This is a genomic window from Polyangium fumosum (assembly GCF_005144585.1).
Classification (GTDB): domain Bacteria; phylum Myxococcota_A; class Polyangia; order Polyangiales; family Polyangiaceae; genus Polyangium; species Polyangium fumosum.
The window spans coordinates 1-22,362 of sequence record NZ_SSMQ01000064.1 but is presented as its reverse complement, the minus strand read 5'-3'; the positions used below and the strand labels follow the sequence as shown (position 1 = coordinate 22,362).

The window sequence follows — 22,362 nt, the reverse complement described above, 5'->3', positions numbered from 1 at the left end:
GATCTGCACCACGTGCCTTGCACGTGCGCGAGGGACGTCGCGCCCGCGGCGCGGGAGCCCTTGCGCACGCGCAAATATCGCCGTGACAGGGTCCAGCCGGCCCTTGCATCGACGCAAGCGCACGGATCCCACCGTCCCACCCCCCATTGCGCCGAGGCATCCCACGCCGTGCGCGTGTCCCGGCCGCCTTCGCGCCGATGCATGGCCGACCGCGCAGCCGACACGCGCCCCCTCGCGCGCGGGCCGCAGCGGCCCTCAGGACACGCGCGCACATGTCGCATCACCGCACTCGATTCCGGAGCGACGCACAGGAAGCACGAACTCGTCGCAACCCCGCCGCGATGATTTTTTCTTTCACACCTGCACGAACCGCCGGGGAATTTCGAGATGGACGCAGGGCTCAAAGCCACGTGTGTCACATCGTGGCACATCGATCCCTGCAAACGTGGCACGTAAGCGCCTTGACCCTCCCGGAGGCGTCGGTTAGGTAAGAATGCTTTTATTCCTTCATCGTGTGTGAAGGAAGAAGGGAACGAATCGATGCGCAGCTTTTTGAATCGTGGTCCCACGGCACGAACGACGGGTCTCTTGACCGCGCTCCTGTTCGTGGCTGGGCAGGGATGCGCCACGAATACGGTGGATGGAGAAGAAAACACGGGCGAGAGCAAGGAGGCCGCAAAGGCGACGACCTCGTTCCTCTCGGCCGACGCCCCGACCTACCGGTTCTTATGGGGCGAGGAGGAGGAAGAAGAGGAAGAAGAAGAGGAGGAAGAAGAGGAAGAGGAGCAGGAGCTCGAGGAGGGCGACATCTACCGTGTCATGAACAATGGCACCCTCCTGAACCTCAACGCGTATCGCGGCTTGCAGGTGATCGACGTCAGTGACGTGAGCACGCCCAAGGTCGTCGGCCAGCTCCAGGTGGCCGGCGTGCCGGTCGAAATGTACGTCGACGGGACCCGCGCGATCCTCTTGATGAACGGCTGGAACGGCTTCAAGGGCAAGCCGAACAGCCTCGAAGTCGAGCAACTCTCGGGCAGCACCGCCCTGCTCGTCGACATCTCGAACCCGTCGAAGCCCGTCGTGCTCTCGCAGCACGCCGTGCCGGGCAACATCCAGACGAGCCGTTATGCAAACGGCGCGACCGAGGACGCGCTCTTCATCGCGTCAGGTTATTACGACTGGTTCATCAACGCCCAGGGCGACTGGGAATGGGTCATGGGCAGCACCGTGAAGAGCTTCGACGTCGGCTCGACGGGCTTGACGGAGAAGAGCGAGCTGCCCCTCGGCGGCTACGTCTCGGCCATCCACGCGGACAACGAGGTGCTCCTCGTGGCGCGCCAGAGGGACTGGTGGTCGAACCATCAGAGCGACGTCGCGATCATCGACATCTCCGACAACGGCGGCACGATGGTCCAGCGCGACGAGGTGACCGTCAACGGCTACATCCGGTCGCAATTCCACATGGACTACCGGAACGACCAGCTCCGGGTCTTCTCGGGCCCGCAAGGGGGCTGGGGCCAGCATAGCTACCTCCAGACGTTCGACGCGACGAACCTCGACAACGTCACGCCCGTCGACGCCGTGCCCTTCGGCGCGGACATGAACCTCTTCGCCGCGGTCTTCCTCGACGATCGGGCGTTCGCCGTGACGTACCGCAATTTCGATCCGTTCCACGCCTTCTCGATCGACGCGAACGGCCACGCCGAGGAGAAGAGCGAGTTCATCGTCTCCGGCTGGAACGACTTCTTCCGGCCCGCGTTCGACAACACGCGCCTCGTCGGCATCGGCGTCGACGATCAGAACGGCCGCAAGCTCGCCGTCAGCCTCTACGACATCACGAACCTCGAAAACCCGAACCCGCTGCTCGCGCGCAAAGAGGTGCAAGGTGATGACAACGGCTGGAACTGGTCCGAGGCGAGCTGGGACCACCGCGCGTTCAGCGTGCTCCACAACGCGGTGAACGTGGCGGCGCCGACGGGCGAGATCGAGACGGGCCTCGTGCTCCTGCCCTTCGCCGGCTACAAATACACGGACGATACCTGGAGCAACTGGACCTACGAGTCCGCCGTCCAGATCTTCACGTTCTCGGCATCGACGATCACGCGTCGCGGCATCATGAACCATCCCGATTCGGTCCGTCGCACGTTCAAGCTCGACGCGACGAACGGGGCGAACCTCTCCGAGACGCAGCTCCGCATCTGGGATCAATCGAACCTCGACGCGCCCGAGAAGGTCGGCGAGCTCAGCGTGGCGCCGGATTACACGAAGGTCTGGGTCTACGGCAATTACCGCGCGCGCCTGCGCAGCCCGGACGACGACAGTTATTGGTACTGGTACGATCCGAGCGCCAAGGCCAAGGTCGACATCATCCGGAACAACCAGCCCGTCGACACCGGCACGCCCGTGGCGACGATCGAGGTGCCGGCGAACGCGCAGCACTACCAGGTGGACGATCTGTTCGTCGCCGTGTCCGGCAAGTGGCTTGCCTACCCGACCTACGAGACGACCATCAAGGTCTGGGACCTCTCGAACCCGAAGCACCCGGTCGAGCGTGGGCAGCTCGTCACGACGGAGCTGTCGAGCGACGCGTCTGCTTATTACAACACCACGGGCGTCGTCGGGAAGAAGACCCTCGGATTCGTCCAGACGAGCCAGGTCACGGAACCGGTGACGCTCGACATCTGCACCTGGTACCCCACGAGCTACTCGGCCTGCGACGGCGAGCAGGGCTGCTTCCTCGCCGGCAGGCGGACCTGCACGAAGATCAACGGCGGCCAGCCTTCCTGCAACGGCGGCTTCGCCGAATGCGTCATCACGAACCTGGAGACGACCTGCACGCCGATCTCCCCGGAGCAGGCGGACGCGTATGAATACTGCTACGGCCCCTGGTATGGGAATGAAGGGGAGCACATCCGGCAAAAGGCCCAGGTCAAGCTCGTGAACCTGTCGAACCCCTCGCAGCCGACGATCCTGCCCGCGATCGACGTGACGCCGGCGCCGGCCGAGGAGTTCGTCGCGATGAGCGGGCACGACGACGACCTCTACATCACCGTCAAGAAGCCGGAGCAGGTCGCGGGCGACACGCGGTCGCATGCCCGATATTTCCTGAAGAAGCTCGACCTGAAGAAGCCCGCGCAGCCGAAGCTCGAAGCGGGGATCAACGTGCCCGGCACGATCATCGCGAAGGATGGATCGACGATCTTCACGCGGGATCAGGTCTGGGGCTCGCAGTACATCGAGACCGCCGTCTCGAGGCTGAAGCTCAAGAGCAACAAGGCCGAGCTCGAGAACCGGCACCTGTTCGCGAACCGCATCGTGCGCGAGCTGTTCATCGACGACGACAGGCCCGTCGTCACGCACGACCTCGTGTGGTACCCGAGCCACTCCCAACTGTTCAGCATCCTCAAGCCGAGGAGCGGCAATAGCGATACGTTCCAGGTCCTGTCGAACGTGAATCGCCCGCAATACTCGATCTTGCTCGGCGCCGCCGAGCGCCGCGCCTTCTTCTACCTGTACGGCGGCGTTCTCATGGCGGACCTGGACGATCCGACGACGCCGACCTCCACGGCCTACTTCCCGGCGATGTATTCGTACAACAGCTCGAACCTCAGGCCGATCATCGACGACGACGAGGTGCTGATCCCGGGCGGTCGTTACGGCATTCATGAGGCCGACCTCGACACGCACAACCTGGTGACGACCAGCGACTGATCGCGCCCTCCCCTCCCCCGCCGCGCGCTCGCGAGCCCACCCGGGTTCGCGAGCGCCGCGCCCCGCCCCTCACAGATCGATCTGCATTCCCAGCTCGACGACCCGGCCCGGCGGCAGGCCGAAGTAGGCCGTCGCCGGGCGGGCATTGCGCGAGATGAACGCGAAGAGGTCCTTGCGCCACTTCATCATGCGTGATCTCCCCGTCGGCAGGAGCGTCTCGCGGCCGAGGTAATAACTCGTGTTCTTGAGGTCCACGTCGAGGCCGTGGTCCTTGCAAGCGGCGAGCACGCTCGGCACGTGGGGCGTCTGCATGAAGCCGTACCGCGCCGTCACCCGATAAAACCCGTGGCCCATGTCGTCCACGGAGACACGCGCGTCGGGCGTGATCTCCGGGACACGCTCGTTCACCACGGAGAGGAGCACGACCTGCTCGTGGAGGATCTTGTTGTGGATGAAATGGTGGAGCAGCACGGGCGGCGTGCCCTGCGGGTTCGACGCCATGAACACGGCCGTGCCCGAGACGCGGTGGGGCTTTTTTTCTTCCACGTCACGCAGGAACGATTCGAGCGGGAGGAGGTTCGCCTTGAAGGACTCGCCGAGGATGCGGCGGCCGGTCTTCCAGGTCGTCATCACGGCGTAGATCGCGGCGCCCATCACGATGGGGAACCAGCCGCCGTGGAAGAACTTCGCCGCGTTCGCGCCGAAGAACGCGAGGTCGATGCTGAGGAAGAGCAGGACGGGCGGGAGCGCCTTCCAGAGCGGCCATTTCCAGCGCTGCGTCACGACGACGAAATAGACGACCGTCGTGATGCCCATCGTGCCCGTGACGGCGATGCCGTACGCGGCGGCGAGCGCGCTCGAGTTCTGGAACCAGAGCACGAGGAAGACACACGCGACAGAGAGGGCGCGGTTGATCTCGGGGATGAAGATCTGGCCTTCGGTCTCCTTCGAGGTGTGGATGATGGTCACGCGCGGGAAATACCCGAGCTGCACGGCCTGCTGCGTGAGCGAGAAGGCGCCGGAGATGAGCGCCTGCGAGGCGACGATCGTGGCCGCGGTGGCGATGGCGACCGTCGGATAGAGGGCCCAGGAGGGGACGAGGGCATAAAAGGGGTTCGCCGCCGCCGAGGGATTGCGGAGGAGGCACGCGCCCTGGCCGAAGTAATTGAGGAGCAACGCCGGCCAGACGACCGCATACCAGACCGTGCGGATCGGGCCGCGGCCGAAATGCCCCATGTCGGCATAAAGCGCCTCGCCGCCGGTGATGCAAAGGACGACGGCGCCGAGGAGCAAGAAGCCGTGGGTCTTGTGCTCGAGGAAAAACGCGACGGCGTGCCGCGGGTCGACCCCGGCGAGCACCGAGGGCTCGATCCAGATCCAGCGGACGCCGAGCGCCGCGATGGTCACGAACCAGACGAGCGTGATCGGACCAAAGACGTTGCCAATGCCCGCCGTGCCGCGCTTCTGCACGAAAAAGAGCGAGAGCAAGACGACGACGGTCAGCGGGACGACGGCCGGCTTGAGGGACGTCGTCGCGACCTCGAGCCCCTCCACCGCGGAGAGCACCGAGATGGCAGGCGTGATGACGCCGTCCCCATAAAGAAGCGCCGCGCCGAAGAGGACGAGGAGGACGAGCGGACCCGCAATGGCGCTGCCGTCCTTGCGCGGGGGGACGAGCGCGAGCAGCGCGAGGATGCCGCCCGAACCTTGGTTGTCGGCTTTCAAGATGAAGGTCAGGTACTTGACCGTCACGACCATCAAGAGGGACCAGAAGACGAGCGAGAGGACGCCGAGGACGTTCTCCGGCGTGGCGTCGACCCGGTGCGTGCTCGCGGGGCTGAAGCACTCTTTGATGGCGTAGAGGGGGCTCGTGCCGATGTCGCCGAACACGACGCCGAGCGCGCCGAGGAGGAGCGGCCAGCGAGCCGCGTGCGCGGCGTGCGCTGCATGCGCCACGGACGGCGCATGCACGCTCGTAGATGGCACTTGGGAGGGGTCGATCGTCATGGGGCCCGAGGGTAACCCCATTCCGGCAGTCCCCGACGTCACCCGGGCAATCTTGATACTTTCTTGATACGGGGCCGCGGGACCTTGACGTCCCCCTGACACGAAACGCCGTATACATAGGGCATGCAGCTCGCCGGCATGCTCCCTGATCCTCGCGTCGTCCTCGGCGCGGCGGTTCTGCTCCTCGGCTCCGTCCCCGCGGCGCGCGCGGACGAGGCCCCGCCCCCCGCCACGTTCCAGCTCGGCGGGTATGCAGAGGCGTTCTACCAGTGGAATTTCGAGCGCCCCTCGAATGGCATCACGCACTATCGAGGGTTCGACAACCGACACAATACGTTCACGCTCTCGAACGTCGCGCTCTCCGCGACCTGGGACGTACAGCGGCTCTCGGGCCTCGTGACGCTCCAGGTGGGGCACACGCCGAGCACGTATTACCTCGCCGAGCCGGCGCTCGCGGGCGCGAGCGGGACGAACGCCACGGGCGCGGAGCTCTGGAAGTACGTCCAGCAAGCCTACACCGGGTATCGCTTCGACGTCGGGCGCGGGCTCCTCGTCCAGGCCGGCCTCTTCCTCTCGCCGATCGGGCCCGAGGCGATGGCCGTGCGCGATAACTGGAACTTCTCCCGCTCGAACCTGTTTTTTGGGCTTCCGTTCTACCACACCGGCGCGCGCGTCACGTATCCGCTGAGCGACGCGTGGGCCTTGACGCTCGCCTGTTACAACGGCTGGAACAGCGTCGTCGACAACAACGAGGAGAAATCGCTCGCCGCGCAGGTCACGTACACGCGGCCGGAAAAGCTCGCGCTCTCGTTCCTCTACTTCACGGGCGTGGAGCGCCCGCGCGGCGCCCCCGAGGGCCGCGCGTGGCGGCACCTCGTGGACGTGCACGCCACGCTCCACCCGACGAACCGGCTCTCGTTCATCGCCCACGTCAATGGCGGGACGGAGCCCAACCGTTTTGGCACGAGCGCCTGGATCGCGGGCGCGCTTTATGCGCGTTTCCGCGTCTCGGACAAGCTCTTCCTCGCGGCGCGCGGGGACGCGTTCCACGAGCGGGTGCCGGAGAGCCCCGAGGGCACGGCCGCGCCCCTCTTCTGGCCGGTCTCCTGGGTCGCGTCCGGCACGGCGACGGCGGACTTCCGCCCGCACGAACGAGCCTCCTTCCGGCTCGAATACCGCCACGATCACGCGGCGGGGGACATGTATTTCGGCGGCGACGTTGAAGGGAATGGCGTGGATACGCCGTTCGTGCCGAACCGCCCTGCGGAGGACACCGTCACGCTCGGCGCGACGACGTGGTTTTGACCATGAACCCCTACCGACGAAATGAAACGACCGGAATCGATCCGGATGCCGACGGGCGCGCCGAGCAGAGGAGCCTGCTCTGGGTCTGGCTCGGGATCGGGCTCTTGCTCGTGGTGTACGACGCCGGCCGGCCGGGGCCCTGGGGCGCCGTGGGCTCGGTCGGCATGTTGATGTCGTTCTTCGCGCTGAAGGGCCTGTTCGGCCCCTGCATCACGCGGCTCCGCAGCCGCGGACGGCGCGGGAGGAGCTGAACCATGGACGCCGTGTTTCTGGCCATCACCGCAGCGTTTTTCCTCGTGTCGTGGGGCCTCGTGCGGCTCTGCGAGAAAGTCTGATGCCATGGCGACCCTGACGAGCCTCGGCGGCGTGCTCGCCGCCCTTCTCTTCGGCTACCTCCTCTTCGCGCTCCTCTATCCGGAGAAGTTGTCGTGATCGAGAATGCCGTCTTCCGGTGCGGGCTTTTCCTGCTCGTGCTCGTCGCGCTCGCCGTTCCGCTCGGATCGTACATGGCCCGCGTGTACGAGGGGAACACGAAGCTCGCCGCGCGCGTGTTCGGGCCGGTCGAGCGCCTCTTCTATCGCGCCGCAGGGATTCGTGTCGACGAGGACATGTCCTTTCCTCGGTATGCCGCGGCTGTCCTCCTGTTCAACCTGTTCGGCCTGCTCGTGGTGTACGGGCTCGAGCGATTCCAGGCCCTCCTGCCCGTGAATCCGGCCGGGCTCGGCGCGGTCGCGCCGGAGGTCGCGTGGAACACGGCGGTGAGCTTCGCGAGCAATACGAACTGGCAAGCGTATGCGGGCGAGACGACGCTCTCGCACCTCACGCAAATGCTCGGGCTCACCGTGCAGAACTTCGTCTCCGCGGGCACGGGCATGGCCGTCCTCGTCGCATTGATACGAGGGTTCACGCGGCGCACGGCGGAGGGCATCGGCAACTTCTGGGTCGACCTGACACGGAGCACGCTCTACGTGCTCGTGCCGCTCTCGTTCGTCCTCGCCCTTTTGCTCGTTTCGCAGGGCGTCGTGCAGACGTTCGCCGCGCATCACGTCGCGGATCTGCTCGACCCGACGACCTCCGGCGACGGGACCGGCGTCGCCCGGCAGATCCTCGCGCTCGGGCCCGCGGCCTCGCAGATCGCCATCAAGCAGCTCGGGACGAACGGCGGCGGCTTTTTCAACGTGAACGCGGCGCACCCGTTCGAGAACCCGAACGCCCTCACGAACCTGCTGGAGGTGATCTCGATCGTGCTCGTCCCCGCGGCGCTCTGCTTCACGTTCGGCGCAATGGTGAAGGACAAACGACAGGGCGTTGCCGTCTTCGCGGCGATGCTCGTGATCTTCGTGCCCCTGCTCTGCGTCGCGGTGGCGGCCGAGCAGCACGGAAATCCCATCCTTTCGAGCCTCGGCGTCGATCAGGGCGCGAGCGCGCTCCAGCCCGGCGGGAACATGGAGGGCAAGGAGGCGCGCTTCGGCGTCGTCGACAGCGCGCTCTGGGCGACGGCGACGACGGCAGCCTCGAATGGCTCCGTGAATGCGATGCACGACAGCTTCACGCCGCTCGGCGGGCTCGTGCCGATGTGGCTCATGCAGCTCGGCGAGATCGTGTTCGGCGGCGTGGGCTCGGGGCTCTACGGGATGCTGATGTATGCGGTCATCGCCGTGTTCATCGCCGGCCTGATGGTCGGGCGCACGCCGGAGTACCTCGGCAAGAAGATCGAGGCCTTCGAGATGAAAATGGCCTCGCTCGTCATCCTGCTCCCGGCCGCGGCGGTGCTCGTCGGCACAGCCCTCGCGAGCGCGACGTCCGCGGGCACGGCGCCCCTCGGCAACCCCGGCGCCCACGGCTTCAGCGAGATCCTGTATGCCTTCTCGTCCGGCGCGAACAACAACGGCTCGGCCTTCGGCGGGCTCACCGTGAGCGGGATGTTTTACACGACGGCCATCGGCCTCTGCATGCTGATCGGCCGTTATTGGGTCCTCGTCCCCGTCCTGGCAATGGCCGCGTCCCTCGCGCGGAAGAAATCGATCCCCCCGAGCGCGGGGACGTTGCCGACACACACGCCGCTCTTCGTGCTCTTGCTCGTCGGGACGATTCTGCTCGTCGGTGCGCTCACGTTCGTCCCGGCGCTCGCGCTCGGCCCGGTGGTCGAGCATCTCTCCCTGTTTGCAAGGTGAATGGAGCCCCCTCATGACGACCCGAACCCAGGCTCGTCCGCTCTTCGAGCGCGCCATCGTCGGCCGCGCGGCCGTCGACGCATTCCGCAAGCTCGATCCGCGGCGGATGCTCAAAAACCCGGTCATGTTCGTGGTGGAGGTCGGCAGCGCCTTCACGACGGTGCTCTTCCTGCACGCGGCGATCACCGGTCGCGGCGAGGCCCCCGCCGGTTTCATCCTCGCCGTTTCGCTCTGGCTCTGGTTCACCGTCCTTTTCGCCAATTTCGCGGAAGCGATGGCCGAAGGGCGTGGCAAGGCGCAAGCGGACGCGCTCCGGAAGACCCGGAAAAACGTGAACGCGAAGCGCCTGGACGCGCCGCGGCTCGACGCGCGGCGCGAGGAGGTCGATTCCTCGACGCTCCGCCGCGGCGACGTCGTGCTGGTTGAAGCCGGAGATACCCTGCCCAGCGATGGGGAGGTGATCGAAGGGGTCGCCTCGGTCGACGAGAGCGCCATCACGGGCGAGAGCGCCCCCGTCATTCGCGAGAGCGGCGGGGACCGCAGCGCCGTCACGGGCGGGACACGCGTGCTCTCGGATTGGCTGCTCGTGCGCATCACGGAGAACGCGGGCGAGACCTTCCTCGACCGCATGATCGCGATGGTCGAGGGCGCCAAACGGAAAAAGACGCCGAACGAGATCGCGCTCGACATCCTGCTCGCGGCGCTCACGATCGTGTTTTTGCTCGCGACCGTGACGCTCTTGCCCTTCTCGAAATATGCCGTCGCGAGCTCCGGGCAAGGCGCGCCCGTGAGCCTCACCGTGCTCTGCGCCTTGCTCGTATGTCTCATTCCCACGACGATCGGCGGGCTGCTCTCCGCGATCGGCATCGCGGGGATGGATCGAATGGTCCAGGCGAACGTGATTGCGACCTCGGGGCGCGCCGTCGAGGCGGCCGGGGACGTGACCGTGCTCTTGCTCGACAAGACGGGCACGATCACGCTCGGCAATCGGCAAGCGACAGCCTTCTTGCCCGCGCCTGGGATCAAGGAGGGCGAGCTCGCGGACGCGGCGCAGCTCTCGTCCCTCGCCGACGAGACGCCGGAGGGCCGCAGCATCGTGGTGCTGGCGAAGGAGCGTTTTGCATTGCGGGCGCGGGACGTGCACGCGCTCGGCGCGACGTTCGTGCCATTCACGGCGCAGACGCGGATGAGCGGGGTCGATCTCGACGGGCGCCTCATCCGGAAGGGCGCGACCGACGCCGTGACGAAGTTCGTCGAGGCGCAGGGCGGAAGCGTCCCGGCCGAGGTGAAGGCGCTCGTGGACGAGGTCGCGAAGCAGGGATCCACGCCGCTCGTCGTCGCGGACGGCGCGCGGGTGCTCGGCGTGGTCGAGCTCAAGGACATCGTGAAGGGCGGGATCCAGGAGCGATTCGCGGAGCTACGCCACATCGGCATTCGCACGGTGATGATCACGGGCGACAACCCGCTCACCGCCGCGGCGATCGCGGCCGAGGCCGGCGTCGACGATTTCCTCGCCGAGGCGACGCCCGAGCAAAAGCTCGCGATGATTCGCTCGTATCAGCAGGAAGGGCACCTCGTCGCGATGACGGGCGACGGGACGAACGATGCGCCCGCGCTCGCGCAGGCCGACGTGGCCGTGGCGATGAACACGGGCACGCAGGCCGCGAAGGAGGCGGGGAACATGGTGGATCTCGACTCCAACCCGACGAAGCTGCTCGCCATCGTGGAGATCGGAAAGCAGATGCTCATGACGCGCGGCGCGCTGACGACGTTCAGCATCGCGAACGACGTGTCCAAATACTTCGCCATCATCCCGGCCGCGTTCGCCGCGACCTACCCCGCGCTCGGCGCGCTGAACGTGATGCGGCTGCATTCGCCGGCCACGGCCATCCTGTCGGCCGTGATCTTCAATGCGCTCGTCATCATCGCGCTCGTCCCCATCGCGCTCCGCGGCATCCGGTACCGCCCGGCGCCCGCGCCCGCGCTGCTCCGGCGGAACTTGCTCGTGTATGGCCTCGGCGGCGTGGTGCTGCCGTTCCCGTGCATCAAGCTCATCGACCTCGTGCTCGCGGGCCTCGGCGTTGGCTGAAAGGAATCGACGATGAAATCGCTCCTCCGTCCCGCGATCACGCTCCTCGCCGCATTCACGCTCCTGACGGGCGTCGTGTATCCGCTGCTCGTCACCGCCGTCGCGCAAGCGGCCTTTCCGGCGCGCGCGAATGGCAGCCTGATCCATGAGGGGGGAAGAATCGTCGGCTCCGAGCTGATCGGGCAGCCGTTCGAGGATCCGCGGTACTTCTGGGGTCGCCCTTCCGCGACGCCGAGCCATCCCTACAATGCGGCGGCGTCGAGCGGCTCGAACCTCGGGCCGACGAACCCAGCGCTCCGAGACGCCGTCGCGGCGCGCATCACAGCGCTTCGCGAGGCAGACCCGGGCCATGCCGCGCCCCTTCCGGTCGACCTCGTCACGGCCTCGGGCAGTGGCCTCGACCCGCACATTTCTCCGGCGGCCGCTCATTTCCAGGTCGCCCGCGTCGCGCGGGCCCGCGCGCTCGATCCGGCCCGCGTCCGCGGCCTCGTCGACGCGCACGTGGAGGGCCGTGTCCTCGGCGTCCTCGGCGAACCACGCGTGAACGTGTTACGCCTGAACCTCGCGCTCGATCAGGCGAAAGCCCATCCATGACCGATCCCGACAGCCGACCCGATCCCGACGCGCTCGTACGGAGGGCGCACGCCGAAGAGGGACGCGAACACCGCGCGCGGCTCCGCGTGTTCTTCGGGTTCGCCCCCGGCGTCGGAAAGACGTACCGCATGCTCCAGGTCGCGCGCGAACGGGCGATCGAACAGAAGGTCGACGTCGTCGCCGGGATCGTGGAGACACACGGGCGCGCGGAGACGGAAGCCCTGCTCGAAGGGCTCGACGTGCTGCCGCGGCGCAAGGTGGAGTATCGCGGGCGCGCCCTCGACGAGCTCGACCTCGACGCCGCGCTCGCGCGGAGGCCCGGGCTGCTGCTGCTCGACGAGCTCGCCCACACGAACGTCCACGGATCCCGGCATGCGAAGCGCTGGCAAGACGCGCTCGAGCTGCTCGACGCGGGCATCGACGTCTTCACGACCGTCAACGTGCAGCACGTCGAGAGCCTGAACGACGTGGTCGCGCAGATCACGGGCATCCAGGTGCGCGAGACGATCCCCGATTCGATCCTCGATCGCGCCGACGAGATCGAGCTCGTCGACATCGCGCCCGAGGAGCTGCTCGCGCGCCTGCGCGAAGGAAAGGTCTATCTGCCGGAGCAGGCGAAACGCGCGGCCGCGCATTTCTTCCAGCGCGGCAACCTGCTCGCGCTGCGCGAGCTCGCGCTGCGGCGGACGGCGGAGCGCGTCGACGTGGACATGCGCGAGTATCGCGAGCAGCACGGGGTGATCACGCCCTGGCCGGCCGGCGAGCGGATCCTCGTGTGCATCAGCCCTGCGCCGAGCTCGGGCCGGCTCCTGCGCGCGGCGGCGCGGATGGCCGCGGGCCTGCGCGCGCCGTGGGTCGCCGCGTACGTCGCGTCGCCCGCGGCGAAGGCGCCGAGCGAGGCCGATCGGGCGCGGCTCGAAGCCCATTTGCGCCTCGCAGAGACGCTCGGCGGCGCCGTGACGCGGCTCTCGGGCGCGAGCATCTCCGAGGCGCTCCTGCGCTACGCGCGCAAGCACAACGTCACGCGGATCATCATCGGCAAGCCGACCCATTCTCGCCTCCGCGACCGGCTCCGTGGCTCGCTTCTCGACGAGGTCGTGCGTGGCAGCGGGGACGTGGACGTGCTCGTCATCAGCGGCAGCGAGAGCGCCGAGACGGCGCCGGCGCCGCCGGAGCTGCCGAAGGAGTCGGCGCGGCCCGTGATGTATGGGTCGGCCGTGCTGCTCGTCGCGGCCACCACCGTGCTCGCGGCGGCCGTGCGCGCGATCTACCCCGTCCCCGATCTCGAAGTGCTTTACGTGCTCTGCGTCATGCTCGCGGCCGTGCGCTTCGGGCGAGGCCCCTCGATCCTCGCGTCGATCCTGGCGGTGGCTTGTTACGATTTCTTCTTCGTCCCGCCCTTCCACACGTTCGACGTGGCCGACGCGAAGTACCTGCTGACGTTCGCCATGATGCTCGGCGTCGGCCTGCTCCTCAGCGCGCTGACGGCCCGCATCCGGCGGCAGGAGCAAGACGCGCGGCATCGCGAGGCGCAGACCGCCGCGCTTTACGATCTCAGCCGGGATCTCGCGGCGGCGGACGATACCGGGGCCGTCGCCTCGGCCGTCGCGGGCCACGCCGAGCAGGTCTTCGAAGCAGCGGCGCACGTGCTGCAATCCAGGGCCGACGGCGCGCTTCAGGCGGTCGCCGTCGCCCCGGCCGCGGCGTCCCTCGATACGGCCGATCTCGCGGTCGCCCGCTGGGCTTTCGAGCACGCGCGTCCTTCGGGCTTGGGCACGGACACGCTCCCGGGATCGAAGGTCGTATGCGCGCCGCTCTCCGTGCGAGGCGCGCCGCTCGGCGTGCTCGTGCTCGCGCCGAAGAGCGCGACACCGCTCGGGGCCGAGCAACGCGCGTTCCTCGATGCTTTCTGCCGGCAGGCGGCGTTCGCGTTCGAGCGCGTGCGGCTCACGAGCGAGGCGAACAGCGCGGCCCTGCGCGCGAAAACGGAAGAGATGCGCAGCTCGTTGCTCTCGGCGGTCTCGCACGACCTTCGCACGCCGCTCTCGGCGATCACAGGCTCGGCCACGGCGCTGCGCGACGACGGGGGCCTCGGCGAGACCACCCGCGCCGAGCTGCTCGACTCGATCTGCGAGGAGGCCGAGCGGCTCGAACGGCTGGTCGCGAACCTGCTCGACATGACGCGCCTCGAAGCCGGCCCGGTCGCGCTGAAGCGCGCGTGGGTGCCACTCGAAGAGCTCGTCGGCTCCGCGCTGACGCGGCTCGAACGCAAGCTCGGGGACCGGCCCGTGAACGTCACGTTCCCGGAAGCGTTAGCGCTCCTGTCCGTGGATCCCGTACTCTTCGAGCAGGTGTTCATCAACCTCTTCGAGAATGCAGCGCGTTACACGCCGCCCGGGTCGCCGATCGAGGTCGTCGCCCGCGGCGAGCCCGGCGGGGTCGTCGTCGAGGTGGCCGACGCGGGCCCCGGGCTCGCCGCGGGGAGCGAGTCGCGCATCTTCGAGAAGTTTTACCGCGGAGGGCATACGACCGCGGTCGGCGCGGGGCTCGGGCTCGCGATCTGCAAGGCGATTGTCGAGGCGCACGGCGGCACGATCGCGGCCGAGAATCGCGCCTCCGGCGGCGCGAACTTTCGCATCCGCGTGCCGATCCCCAGCGGCGCCCCGCAGGTCGCTGCACACGTCGAGGAGGCGCGCCCATGACGGACTTTCGCCCGCTCGTCCTCCTCGTCGAGGACGAACCTCAAATGCGCCGGTTCATGCGCGCGACGCTCACGTCGCACGGCTATCGCCTGCTCGAAGCGGGCACCTCCGCGGAGGCGCTCATGCTCGCGAGCACGCACAATCCGGAGCTTTTGCTCCTCGATCTCGGTCTACCGGACGGCGACGGAATCGATCTGACGCGCCGGATCCGCGAATGGGGACGGATGCCCGTGATCGTCATCTCGGCGCGGGGGCGCGAGGACGACAAAGTGGCCGCACTCGACGCGGGGGCGGACGATTACCTGACCAAACCCTTCGGCGTGAACGAGCTGCTCGCGCGGATGCGGGTCGCGCTCCGGCACGCGGCCGCGGGCGTGACGTCGAGCGGGGTGCAGACGATCGAGATCGGCGAGCTGCGCATCGATCTCGTGCGGCGGGAGGTACGAAAAGGCGGCCAGGACGTGCACCTCACGCCCATCGAATACAAGCTCCTCGTGCTGCTCGCGCAGAACGCAGGGAAGGTGCTGACCCACCAGCACATCCTGAAAGAGGTCTGGGGCCCGGCGTATGCGAACCAGCCGCATTACGTCCGCGTGCACATGGCCGAGCTGCGAAAGAAGATCGAGGCGAATCCGGCGCGGCCGAAATGGCTCGTGACGGAGCCGGGCGTCGGGTATCGGCTGCGGGATCGAAGCGCGGACGACGCGGGGGCGTAAGGCGTCCAGGGCCGGAGCCATTCCGGTCTGGCCGGGAAACATTCCCACCGCGGCACCCACGCGCGTGCGGGATCCCCACGCTCCCTCCGTGGCATGCTCTCTGCTTTTTCGAACGAGCGGTTGGAGGTGCTCTACGTGAAACCTTCCTTCACACGCTGGTTCATTGTTTCCGTTGGAATCATCGTCGCAGGGGCCGCCTGTGTGCCCGAGCCGAAATCGGTGCCGTGCTCGAACCAGGGCGACTGCGAGGGCAAAAACGTGGCGTTCCAGTACTGCCTCGAACGGCGCTGTGTCGAATGCGTGAGCGATGCGAGCTGCGGGATGGGCAATACGTGCGTCGCTGGCCTCTGCAAGCGCTCTTGCAAGGACGGGCGTGATTGCCTCGACGGGTACGCCTGCGCGAACGACCGCTGCACGCCCCTTTGAGGCCCCTCTCGTTCCTCACGATCCCAGGGCCTCTTGAGGATACGCGCGGCCCTGTCCCTCTTCCGCTGCGCGCGCGGCGAGGCGCTGGCCCGCGAGCGCGGCGCGGAGGACGCCGGGGAGCACGGCGAGCGTCGTGATCGTCCCGAAGAACATCCCGAAAATCACCACCGTGGCGAGCGGGCGCTGCACCTCGGCGCCCGCGCTCTCTGCGACCGCCATCGGCATGAAGCCGAGCGCCGCGACCGCGGCCGTCGTGAGCACCGCGCGCACGACCGCCGTCGCGCCGCGCGTGACCGCCACGTCGAGCGCCTCGCCTGCAGACAGACGCCTGCGCACCTCGCTGGTGATCACCACCCCATTCAGCACCGCCACGCCGCCGAGCGCGATGAACCCGACCGCCGCGGACAGGCTGAAGGGCAAACCCCGCGCGAGCAGGCCCAGCATGCCGCCCACGAGCGAGAGCGGCACCATCATGAAGACGGCCAGGGCGAGGCGCGCGTTCTGGAACATCCAGAGCAGCATGCCGAAGATGAGCACCACCACGGCCGGCACCAGCAGCGCGAGCCGCTTCTGCGCCCGCTCGAAATTCTCGAATTGCCCGCCCCACGCAATGCGATAGCCCGTCGGGAGCGGCACGTCGCGCGCGACAGCCACCTTGGCTTCGTCGACCCAGGAGACCAGGTCGCGTCCCCGCAGGTTCACGTCGACGCGCACCGTCCGTTCGCGATCCTGCCTTCGGATCGAGCTTGGTCCGTCCCCCTCGGCGAGCGTGACCACCTCCCGCAGCGGGACGCGGAGACCGCGCGAGGTCTCGACGAACAGCTCGCCGAGCGCCGCCGCCGAAGGCTCGGACGGAGGATTCAGCACGCGCAGGTCGAACTTGCGCTGATCCTCGTAGATGTCGCCGACGCGCACGCCCTCGCGCGCCGCGGCGATCACGGTGAATGCGTCCTCGACCCGCACGCCGTACCGCGCCATCCTCGCCCGATCCGCGACAGCGCTGATCACGGGCTGGCCGAGGAGGCGCTCGACGCGCACGTCGCCGGCGCCCTGGATCGCCTTCACCCGCGCGCCGATCCGGTCGCCGAGCGCGGCGAGCTCCTCGATGTCGCTCCCGACCACCTTGATCGAGATGTCCGCGCGCGAGCCGCTGATGAGCTCGTTCGTGCGGTCCTCGATGGGCTGCGAGACGGAGACGAACGTCCCCGGCACGTGGGCCTCGACTGCCTCCTTGAAGACCTCGGAGAGCTCGTCGAAATCGCGGGCCGTCTTCCATTCCTCGGTCGGGCGGAGCCGCACGAGGATGTCGGTGTTGTCGTTGCCCACCGGATCGGTGGCGACCTCGGCGCGCCCGGTCATGCCGAGCGTGCTCACGACCTCGGGGAAGCCGTGCAGCACCTTCTCGGTCACGAGGTCGAGCCGCCGCGCCTCGTCGAGCGAGATGCTCGGCGCGCGACGGATGGTCACCACCGCATCGCCCTCGAAGATCCGGGGGACGAACTCCGCGCCGGCCCGGGCGAACCAGAAGGTCGTCACGACGAACGCCACCGCCGACGCGCCGAGCAGCGGCCATCGGAGCGCGACGGCATGTCCGACGATCCGCTCGTACCGCGCCGTGATCCACTCCATCCACCGCGGCCCATGGCCCTCGGCCGGCGGCACCAGCGTGACGAGGAGCGCGGGGAAAAAGAGGACCGAATAGACGAGGGCGCCGAAGAGGGCGCACGCCATGGTCAGGGCCATCGGCCGGAACATCTTCCCCTCGATGCCTTCGAGGAAAAGCAGCGGCACGTAAACGAGCATGATGATGGCCACGGCGAAGGCGACCGGTCGCGCCACCCCCTGCGCGGCTTCGGCATACGCCCGCGCCCGCGCGTCCCCCGCGAGCTTTTGGCCCGCCACGGCCGCGATGACCGCTTCGAGCATCACGATCGGCCCATCCACGAGGAAGCCGAAATCAATGGCGCCGAGGGACATCAGATCACCCGTCACGCCGAAAGCGTGCATTCCGAGCACCGCCACCGTCATGGCCGCGGGGATCCCGAGGACGACCGCGAGCGCGCCGCGCAACGTGCCGAGGAAAAGCGCGAGCACGATCGTCACGACGATCACCCCCTCGGCCAGGTTCTTCAGCACGGTGCTGATGGTCCGGCCGACGAAATCGGCGCGATCGTAGACGACCTCGATCGACGCGCCGGGCGGTAGCTCCGCCTCGATTTCCTTCACCCGCTCCCCGACGGCGGCGACCACTTCGCGGCTGTTGCCGCCGAGGAGCATCATCACGATGCCCGTCACCGCCTCGCGTTCGCCTCCGTGGGTGATGACCCCATGACGCAGCGCCGCGCCGATCTGCACATCCGCGACGTGCTTGACGAGCACGGGCGCGCCGCCTCTGTCCGCGCGCAGCACCACGTTGGCGATGTCTTGCTCGTCGCGCAGCATGCCCTGCCCGCGCACGGTGAACGACTCCTCGCGCCGCTCGACATAACCCCCGCCCACGTTGACATTGGCGGTGCGGAGGGCCTCGATCACATCCTGCACGCTCATCGATTGGGCATTGAGGCGCGCCCGATCCACGACGACCTGGAACTGCTTGAGCTCCCCGCCCATCGTGTTGACCTCGATCACGCCGGGCACGCCGCGGAGCTTGGGCACGATCTCCCAGTCGAGCAGCGTCCGGAGCTGCATCGGCGAGTGCTGCGAGCTGCGCACGACGAACTGGAAGATCTCGCCGAGCCCCGAGGAGACGGGGGCGAGCTCGGGCGTGCCCGCCGAGGCCGGCAGCTCGCGCTCCACGGTGCGCAGGCGCTCCAGGACGAGCTGGCGCGCGAACCACACGTCCGTGCCGTCGGCGAAGACCACCGTCACGGCAGAAAGGCCGCCGCGCGAGACGCTCCGCAGCTCGGTGCCGCCGGGGACACCGTTGAGCGCATTCTCGACCGGAATGGTCACGGTCCGCTCCACCTCGACGGCGGAGAGGCCCGACGCGCTCGTGAGCACCGAGACCTGGATCGTCGAGACGTCCGGCATCGCGTCGATGGGGAGCGCGCGCACGGCCACGGCGCCCGCGCCGAGGAGCAACGCGAAGAGGACGAGCATCAATGCCCGCAGGCGAATCGAGGCAAGGACGATACGTGACAGCATGGTTTTACCGGTAAAGCTCGCTCTTCAGGGCAAACACGCCGCGGCTCACCACGAGCTGCCCCTCGGAGAGGCCCGCGGTGACGCCCTGGTGCGTGCCGTCGTTCGGGCCGAGCTCGATCGTCGTCGGCACGACACGATCGGGACTCTCGGCGAGGAACACCGTCGGCCGCCCGTCGATGTACGTGACGGCCGTGATGGGCACGGTGAGCATCGTGCGCGAAGGGCCGGTGGCCTGGATGATCGCGGTCACGGATTGCCCCGGCCGGAGCTTTCGTTCTTGGTTCGAGACCGCGACCCGCACCTCCGCCGTGCGCGTCACGGGATCCACGACGTCGCCGACGTGGGCGACACGGCCGGGGATCGGCTCGCCTCCCACACGCGTGATCTCCACCGGATCGTCCTTGTGGATCGCGTCGACGTTGCTCTCGAACACCGAGAGATCCACCCAGAGATGGTCGAGGTTGGCGACGCGGAACGCGACGAGGTGGGCGTCGACGGATTGGCCCGCGAAGATGTGCCGCTCGACCACGGTCCCTTCGAGCGGCGCGCGCAGCATGTACACGCCGAACGGGCTGCCGGGGGAGCCGCTCATGGCGTGCACGCGTTGTCGCGCGGCTTCGAGGACGGCACGTTGCTCCTCGTGCGTCGCGGTCGCGACCTCGTGCTCGCGCGCCGTCGACAGACCACGCTCGGCGAGCTCACGCTCGCGTTTCTCGTTGATCGAGGCGGCCTTGCGATGCGCATGGGCGACGGCCACGCTGGCCTGCGCCGTGCCGAGCTCCGCGCTCTCGATGTCGGCGAGCACGTCCCCCTTCTTGACGCGCTCGCCCTCGACCTTCGCGAGCGAGCGGACGAGCCCGGGGATCCGCGTCCCCACCGCGGCCACGTGCGCCGGGTCGAAATCGACGGTGCCGACGACCTTGATCCGCGGCACGAGCGGCGAGAGGCGCACGGGCTCGGTCTCGATGCCCGCGCGTTCGCCAAAGGCCTTCGAGAACACGATGGCCTTGCCCTCGACGTGCGGGACATCGGCCTTCGTCACGGGCACATCGGCCTCACCGTCGCCTCCGCGCAGCCACACGAGCATGCCGGCGATTGCAAGCGCGGACAGGCCCGCGGCGATGCCCCAGCGCGCCCATCGTGGCCTCGGCGGCTCCGTGGACGCTCGGGGGGATTGCGTGTCGCGCTCCGGGAGGCCCTCGTCCGCGGGGAGCGGGATCTCCGAGGCCTCGTCGATCGGGTTCGTCTCGTTCGTCACGGCAATTCTCCCGTCCACGCGACGATGTCGCCGAGGATCGACCATTCACGCGCGATGAGCTCCAGGCGTCGCAATCGCAAAAGCTCGAGGTCACGGCGCGTGGTGAGCACGAGGAGCATTTCCCCCTTGCCGGCGGCCTTCGTGGCGATCGCCGCGTCGGCGGAGGCTTGCGCCGCGGGCAGGGCGGCGGTGTCGATCACCTCACGGGCGCGGCGCACCTCGGCGCGCTCGAGCTCGAGGCCCGAGAGGCCCTGCACGACGAGGCGTCGCTTCACCTCGGCCTCGGCGAGCGCGCGCGCCCGCTCGGCGTCCGCGCGGGCCACCTCGGCTTGCTTGCGCCGCGCGACCGGGAAGGTCCACGAGAGGCCACCACCGAAGCGCGGCTCGCCCAGGTCTCCGCGGCCCGCAGTCACGATCAGGTTCACAGGCGGGTGGGCCTCGATCGCGGCGCGCTGCCCCGCCCGCGCGTAAAAGCTCGCCTCGCGCGTCGAGGCGGCGACGTGGGGCGACGTGTCCGCGAGCCGCGCGGCGCCGGCTTCTCCGTACATCTCGCCCGGGACGGGGGGCATGGCGGACGTGCTGTCGGGCGGCTCGAACATGCGCCCCGTGGCGCGCGCGAGGTCGACGAGCGCGCGCGTGAGATCGGCGCGGCTCTCCTGCAACATCACCAGGTACCGCGCGTGCTCCATGCTCGCGAGCTTCTCCTCCTGCAGCGTCGCGTCGCCGGCTTCGCGCCGCTGCCGATACACCTCCGCCTCCGCGCCGGCGTCGCGCACGATCCCTTCGAGCGTGCGGACCCGCGCCCCCGCCACGAGCGCGGCCCCATAAGCCCGCACAGCGTCGCCCTCGGCGGAGAACCGCGTCACCTCGAACAGGGTCTTTTGCCAGGCGACGAGCGCATCCGCCTCGTCGATCCTCCGGGCCCGCTGCCCGGACACTTCGAGCGGGAGCCAGAGGTTCGCCTGCACGGCCGCGTCCTTCGTCACCCCCTGGAGGCCACGGTCCACGAAGACCTCCAGGTACGGGTTGTCGAGCGCCGAGAGCCGCGCGCCTGCATACGAGGCCTGCGCGACGCCCACGCTTCCCCGTGCACGCACGACGTCGGGGCCACGTTCACGCGCGAGCGCCATGGCGCGCCCGAGGGAAGGAAAGGCTTCCAATGCGGGCAACGCGGCGGCATCCGGGGACGACGCCGCGCCGCCGATGGCGCCCGCGATCCTGCGGCGCTCGTCCGCGCCAGCCGCGCCGGCCGCGAGCATGATGGCCAGCAACGCGGCCAGCACGGGCGTGCGCCGCCGCGCGCGTGGAAGGGCCGATGTGCCCGAAATCAATTGGGTCACAAACGATTTCATCAGGCTGGTTCAACTCCGAAGTGGGGTCCGTCCAAACGTCCTTCGAGCGGGGCATGCAGCGGCAATGCCGAAGGCCGAAGGAAGCGCGACCGCGACGAGAAACACAGCAGGACGCGTGCCACCCCGAGACGAGGCCCCCATCACGCGCTGGGCCCACGCCCTGGCAGGGAATTTCTCCCAGGCGACCGGGAATTCTTCCTATCGCTCCGTCGCGCGCGCATGCTTCGCTGGGGCTTTGCCCCAGGCCCCAGCAGGGGCTATCCGCCCCTGCACCCGGACCAGCCAGGGGCTGGACCCGAGGTCGATGAACTGCGCGATGCGCAGTTCATCGAACAGGCCCGGTCAAGACGGGCAGCGACGTTGCCAACCGAGGCAGGCGCGCGGGCCGGTGGCAAGACCATGGGGGGGTTCGCTGGCGTCGGTTCGATGAACTGCGCGATACGCAGTTCATCGAGGAGGCCGTGTCTTCAAGCTTCGAGGCCGAGCCCAAAGGCGACGGGGACGTGGGTGCGAGAGACGGGGGCATGTGTCCGAAGAGACGACGTCGACCCTCCGGAGGTACGAGGCCGTGCCTTGGAGGGACGGGGACGTGTCTCTGGGGCGTGCGGTCGACCCTCCGGAGGTACGAGGCCGTGCCTGGGAGGAACGGGGACGTGTCTCTGGGGCGTGCCGTCGAGCCTCCGGAGGTACGAGGCCGTGCCTTGGAGGGACGGGGACGTGTCTCTGGGGCGTGCGGTCGGGTGGTGGGGTAAGTACCCTGTGCAACCGGAATCTTGGGTGACACTTCAGACCGGGACCTCGGGTGACACTTTTTCGCTTCTCGAGGGGTCGACCCATCCGCTCGGGTGGCGCAGACCGGTGCCTCGGGTACGTAGACCGGGACC

14 protein-coding genes are annotated in these 22,362 nt (G+C 68.4%); 10 read left to right on the top strand and 4 right to left on the bottom strand.

The window, feature by feature from the left end; all coding sequences use genetic code 11:
• Nucleotides 1-540 precede the first annotated feature (540 nt).
• Nucleotides 541-3,711: a beta-propeller domain-containing protein gene (locus tag E8A74_RS40180; protein WP_136934415.1), complete on the top strand. Its 3,171-nt coding sequence runs from the start codon at nucleotides 541-543 to the stop codon at nucleotides 3,709-3,711.
• A 69-nt stretch (nucleotides 3,712-3,780) separates the two neighbouring features.
• On the opposite strand, the gene E8A74_RS40175 is transcribed toward E8A74_RS40180, so the two are convergent.
• Entirely contained in the window at nucleotides 3,781-5,718 is a 1,938-nt protein-coding gene (locus tag E8A74_RS40175) for a potassium transporter Kup (RefSeq protein WP_136934414.1), read from the bottom strand.
• Between the two features lie 123 nt (nucleotides 5,719-5,841).
• On the opposite strand from E8A74_RS40175, the gene E8A74_RS40170 reads away from it, so the two are divergent.
• The 9 genes from E8A74_RS40170 (at nucleotide 5,842) to E8A74_RS40130 (ending at nucleotide 15,724) form a co-directional block, all read left to right on the top strand.
• A complete protein-coding gene (locus E8A74_RS40170; RefSeq protein WP_136934413.1) occupies nucleotides 5,842-7,023 on the top strand; it encodes an outer membrane beta-barrel protein in 1,182 nt (393 codons plus the stop codon).
• A gap of 2 nt (nucleotides 7,024-7,025) precedes the next feature.
• Complete coding sequence (locus tag E8A74_RS40165) at nucleotides 7,026-7,274, top strand: hypothetical protein (RefSeq protein WP_136934412.1); 249 nt, start codon at nucleotides 7,026-7,028, stop codon at nucleotides 7,272-7,274.
• Between the two features lie 88 nt (nucleotides 7,275-7,362).
• Nucleotides 7,363-7,455 (top strand): K(+)-transporting ATPase subunit F, encoded by a 93-nt coding sequence (kdpF, locus tag E8A74_RS40160; RefSeq protein ID WP_136934411.1) that lies wholly within the window; start codon nucleotides 7,363-7,365, stop codon nucleotides 7,453-7,455.
• Nucleotides 7,452-9,197: a potassium-transporting ATPase subunit KdpA gene (gene kdpA, locus E8A74_RS40155; protein WP_136934410.1), complete on the top strand. Its 1,746-nt coding sequence runs from the start codon at nucleotides 7,452-7,454 to the stop codon at nucleotides 9,195-9,197. Before kdpF ends, kdpA begins: the two co-directional genes overlap by 4 nt.
• A gap of 13 nt (nucleotides 9,198-9,210) precedes the next feature.
• A complete protein-coding gene (gene kdpB / locus E8A74_RS40150; RefSeq protein ID WP_136934409.1) occupies nucleotides 9,211-11,286 on the top strand; it encodes a potassium-transporting ATPase subunit KdpB in 2,076 nt (691 codons plus the stop codon).
• A gap of 12 nt (nucleotides 11,287-11,298) precedes the next feature.
• Nucleotides 11,299-11,880, top strand: coding sequence for a potassium-transporting ATPase subunit KdpC (gene kdpC / locus E8A74_RS40145; protein WP_136934408.1), 582 nt, complete (start codon nucleotides 11,299-11,301; stop codon nucleotides 11,878-11,880).
• Nucleotides 11,877-14,582, top strand: a complete 2,706-nt coding sequence (locus tag E8A74_RS40140) for a sensor histidine kinase (protein ID WP_136934407.1) — start codon at nucleotides 11,877-11,879, stop codon at nucleotides 14,580-14,582. The genes kdpC and E8A74_RS40140 overlap by 4 nt, the downstream gene beginning before the upstream one ends.
• On the top strand, nucleotides 14,579-15,298 hold the full coding sequence (locus E8A74_RS40135; RefSeq protein ID WP_136934406.1) for a response regulator: 720 nt from the start codon (nucleotides 14,579-14,581) through the stop codon (nucleotides 15,296-15,298). The genes E8A74_RS40140 and E8A74_RS40135 overlap by 4 nt, the downstream gene beginning before the upstream one ends.
• A gap of 135 nt (nucleotides 15,299-15,433) precedes the next feature.
• Nucleotides 15,434-15,724, top strand: a complete 291-nt coding sequence (locus E8A74_RS40130) for a hypothetical protein (RefSeq protein WP_136934405.1) — start codon at nucleotides 15,434-15,436, stop codon at nucleotides 15,722-15,724.
• Between the two features lie 15 nt (nucleotides 15,725-15,739).
• Here E8A74_RS40130 and E8A74_RS40125 read toward each other — a convergent pair whose 3' ends face one another.
• The 3 genes from E8A74_RS40125 to E8A74_RS40115 are packed head-to-tail and all read right to left on the bottom strand — an operon-like array spanning nucleotide 15,740 to nucleotide 21,466.
• A complete protein-coding gene (locus E8A74_RS40125; RefSeq protein ID WP_136934404.1) occupies nucleotides 15,740-18,868 on the bottom strand; it encodes an efflux RND transporter permease subunit in 3,129 nt (1,042 codons plus the stop codon).
• 4 nt (nucleotides 18,869-18,872) lie between these two features.
• The gene (locus E8A74_RS40120; protein WP_170229730.1) at nucleotides 18,873-20,126 is read right to left on the bottom strand and encodes an efflux RND transporter periplasmic adaptor subunit; all 1,254 of its coding nucleotides are present in this window, start codon (nucleotides 20,124-20,126) and stop codon (nucleotides 18,873-18,875) included.
• On the bottom strand, nucleotides 20,123-21,466 hold the full coding sequence (locus E8A74_RS40115; protein ID WP_136934402.1) for a TolC family protein: 1,344 nt from the start codon (nucleotides 21,464-21,466) through the stop codon (nucleotides 20,123-20,125). The genes E8A74_RS40120 and E8A74_RS40115 overlap by 4 nt, the downstream gene beginning before the upstream one ends.
• Between the last annotated feature and the right edge of the window lie 896 nt (nucleotides 21,467-22,362).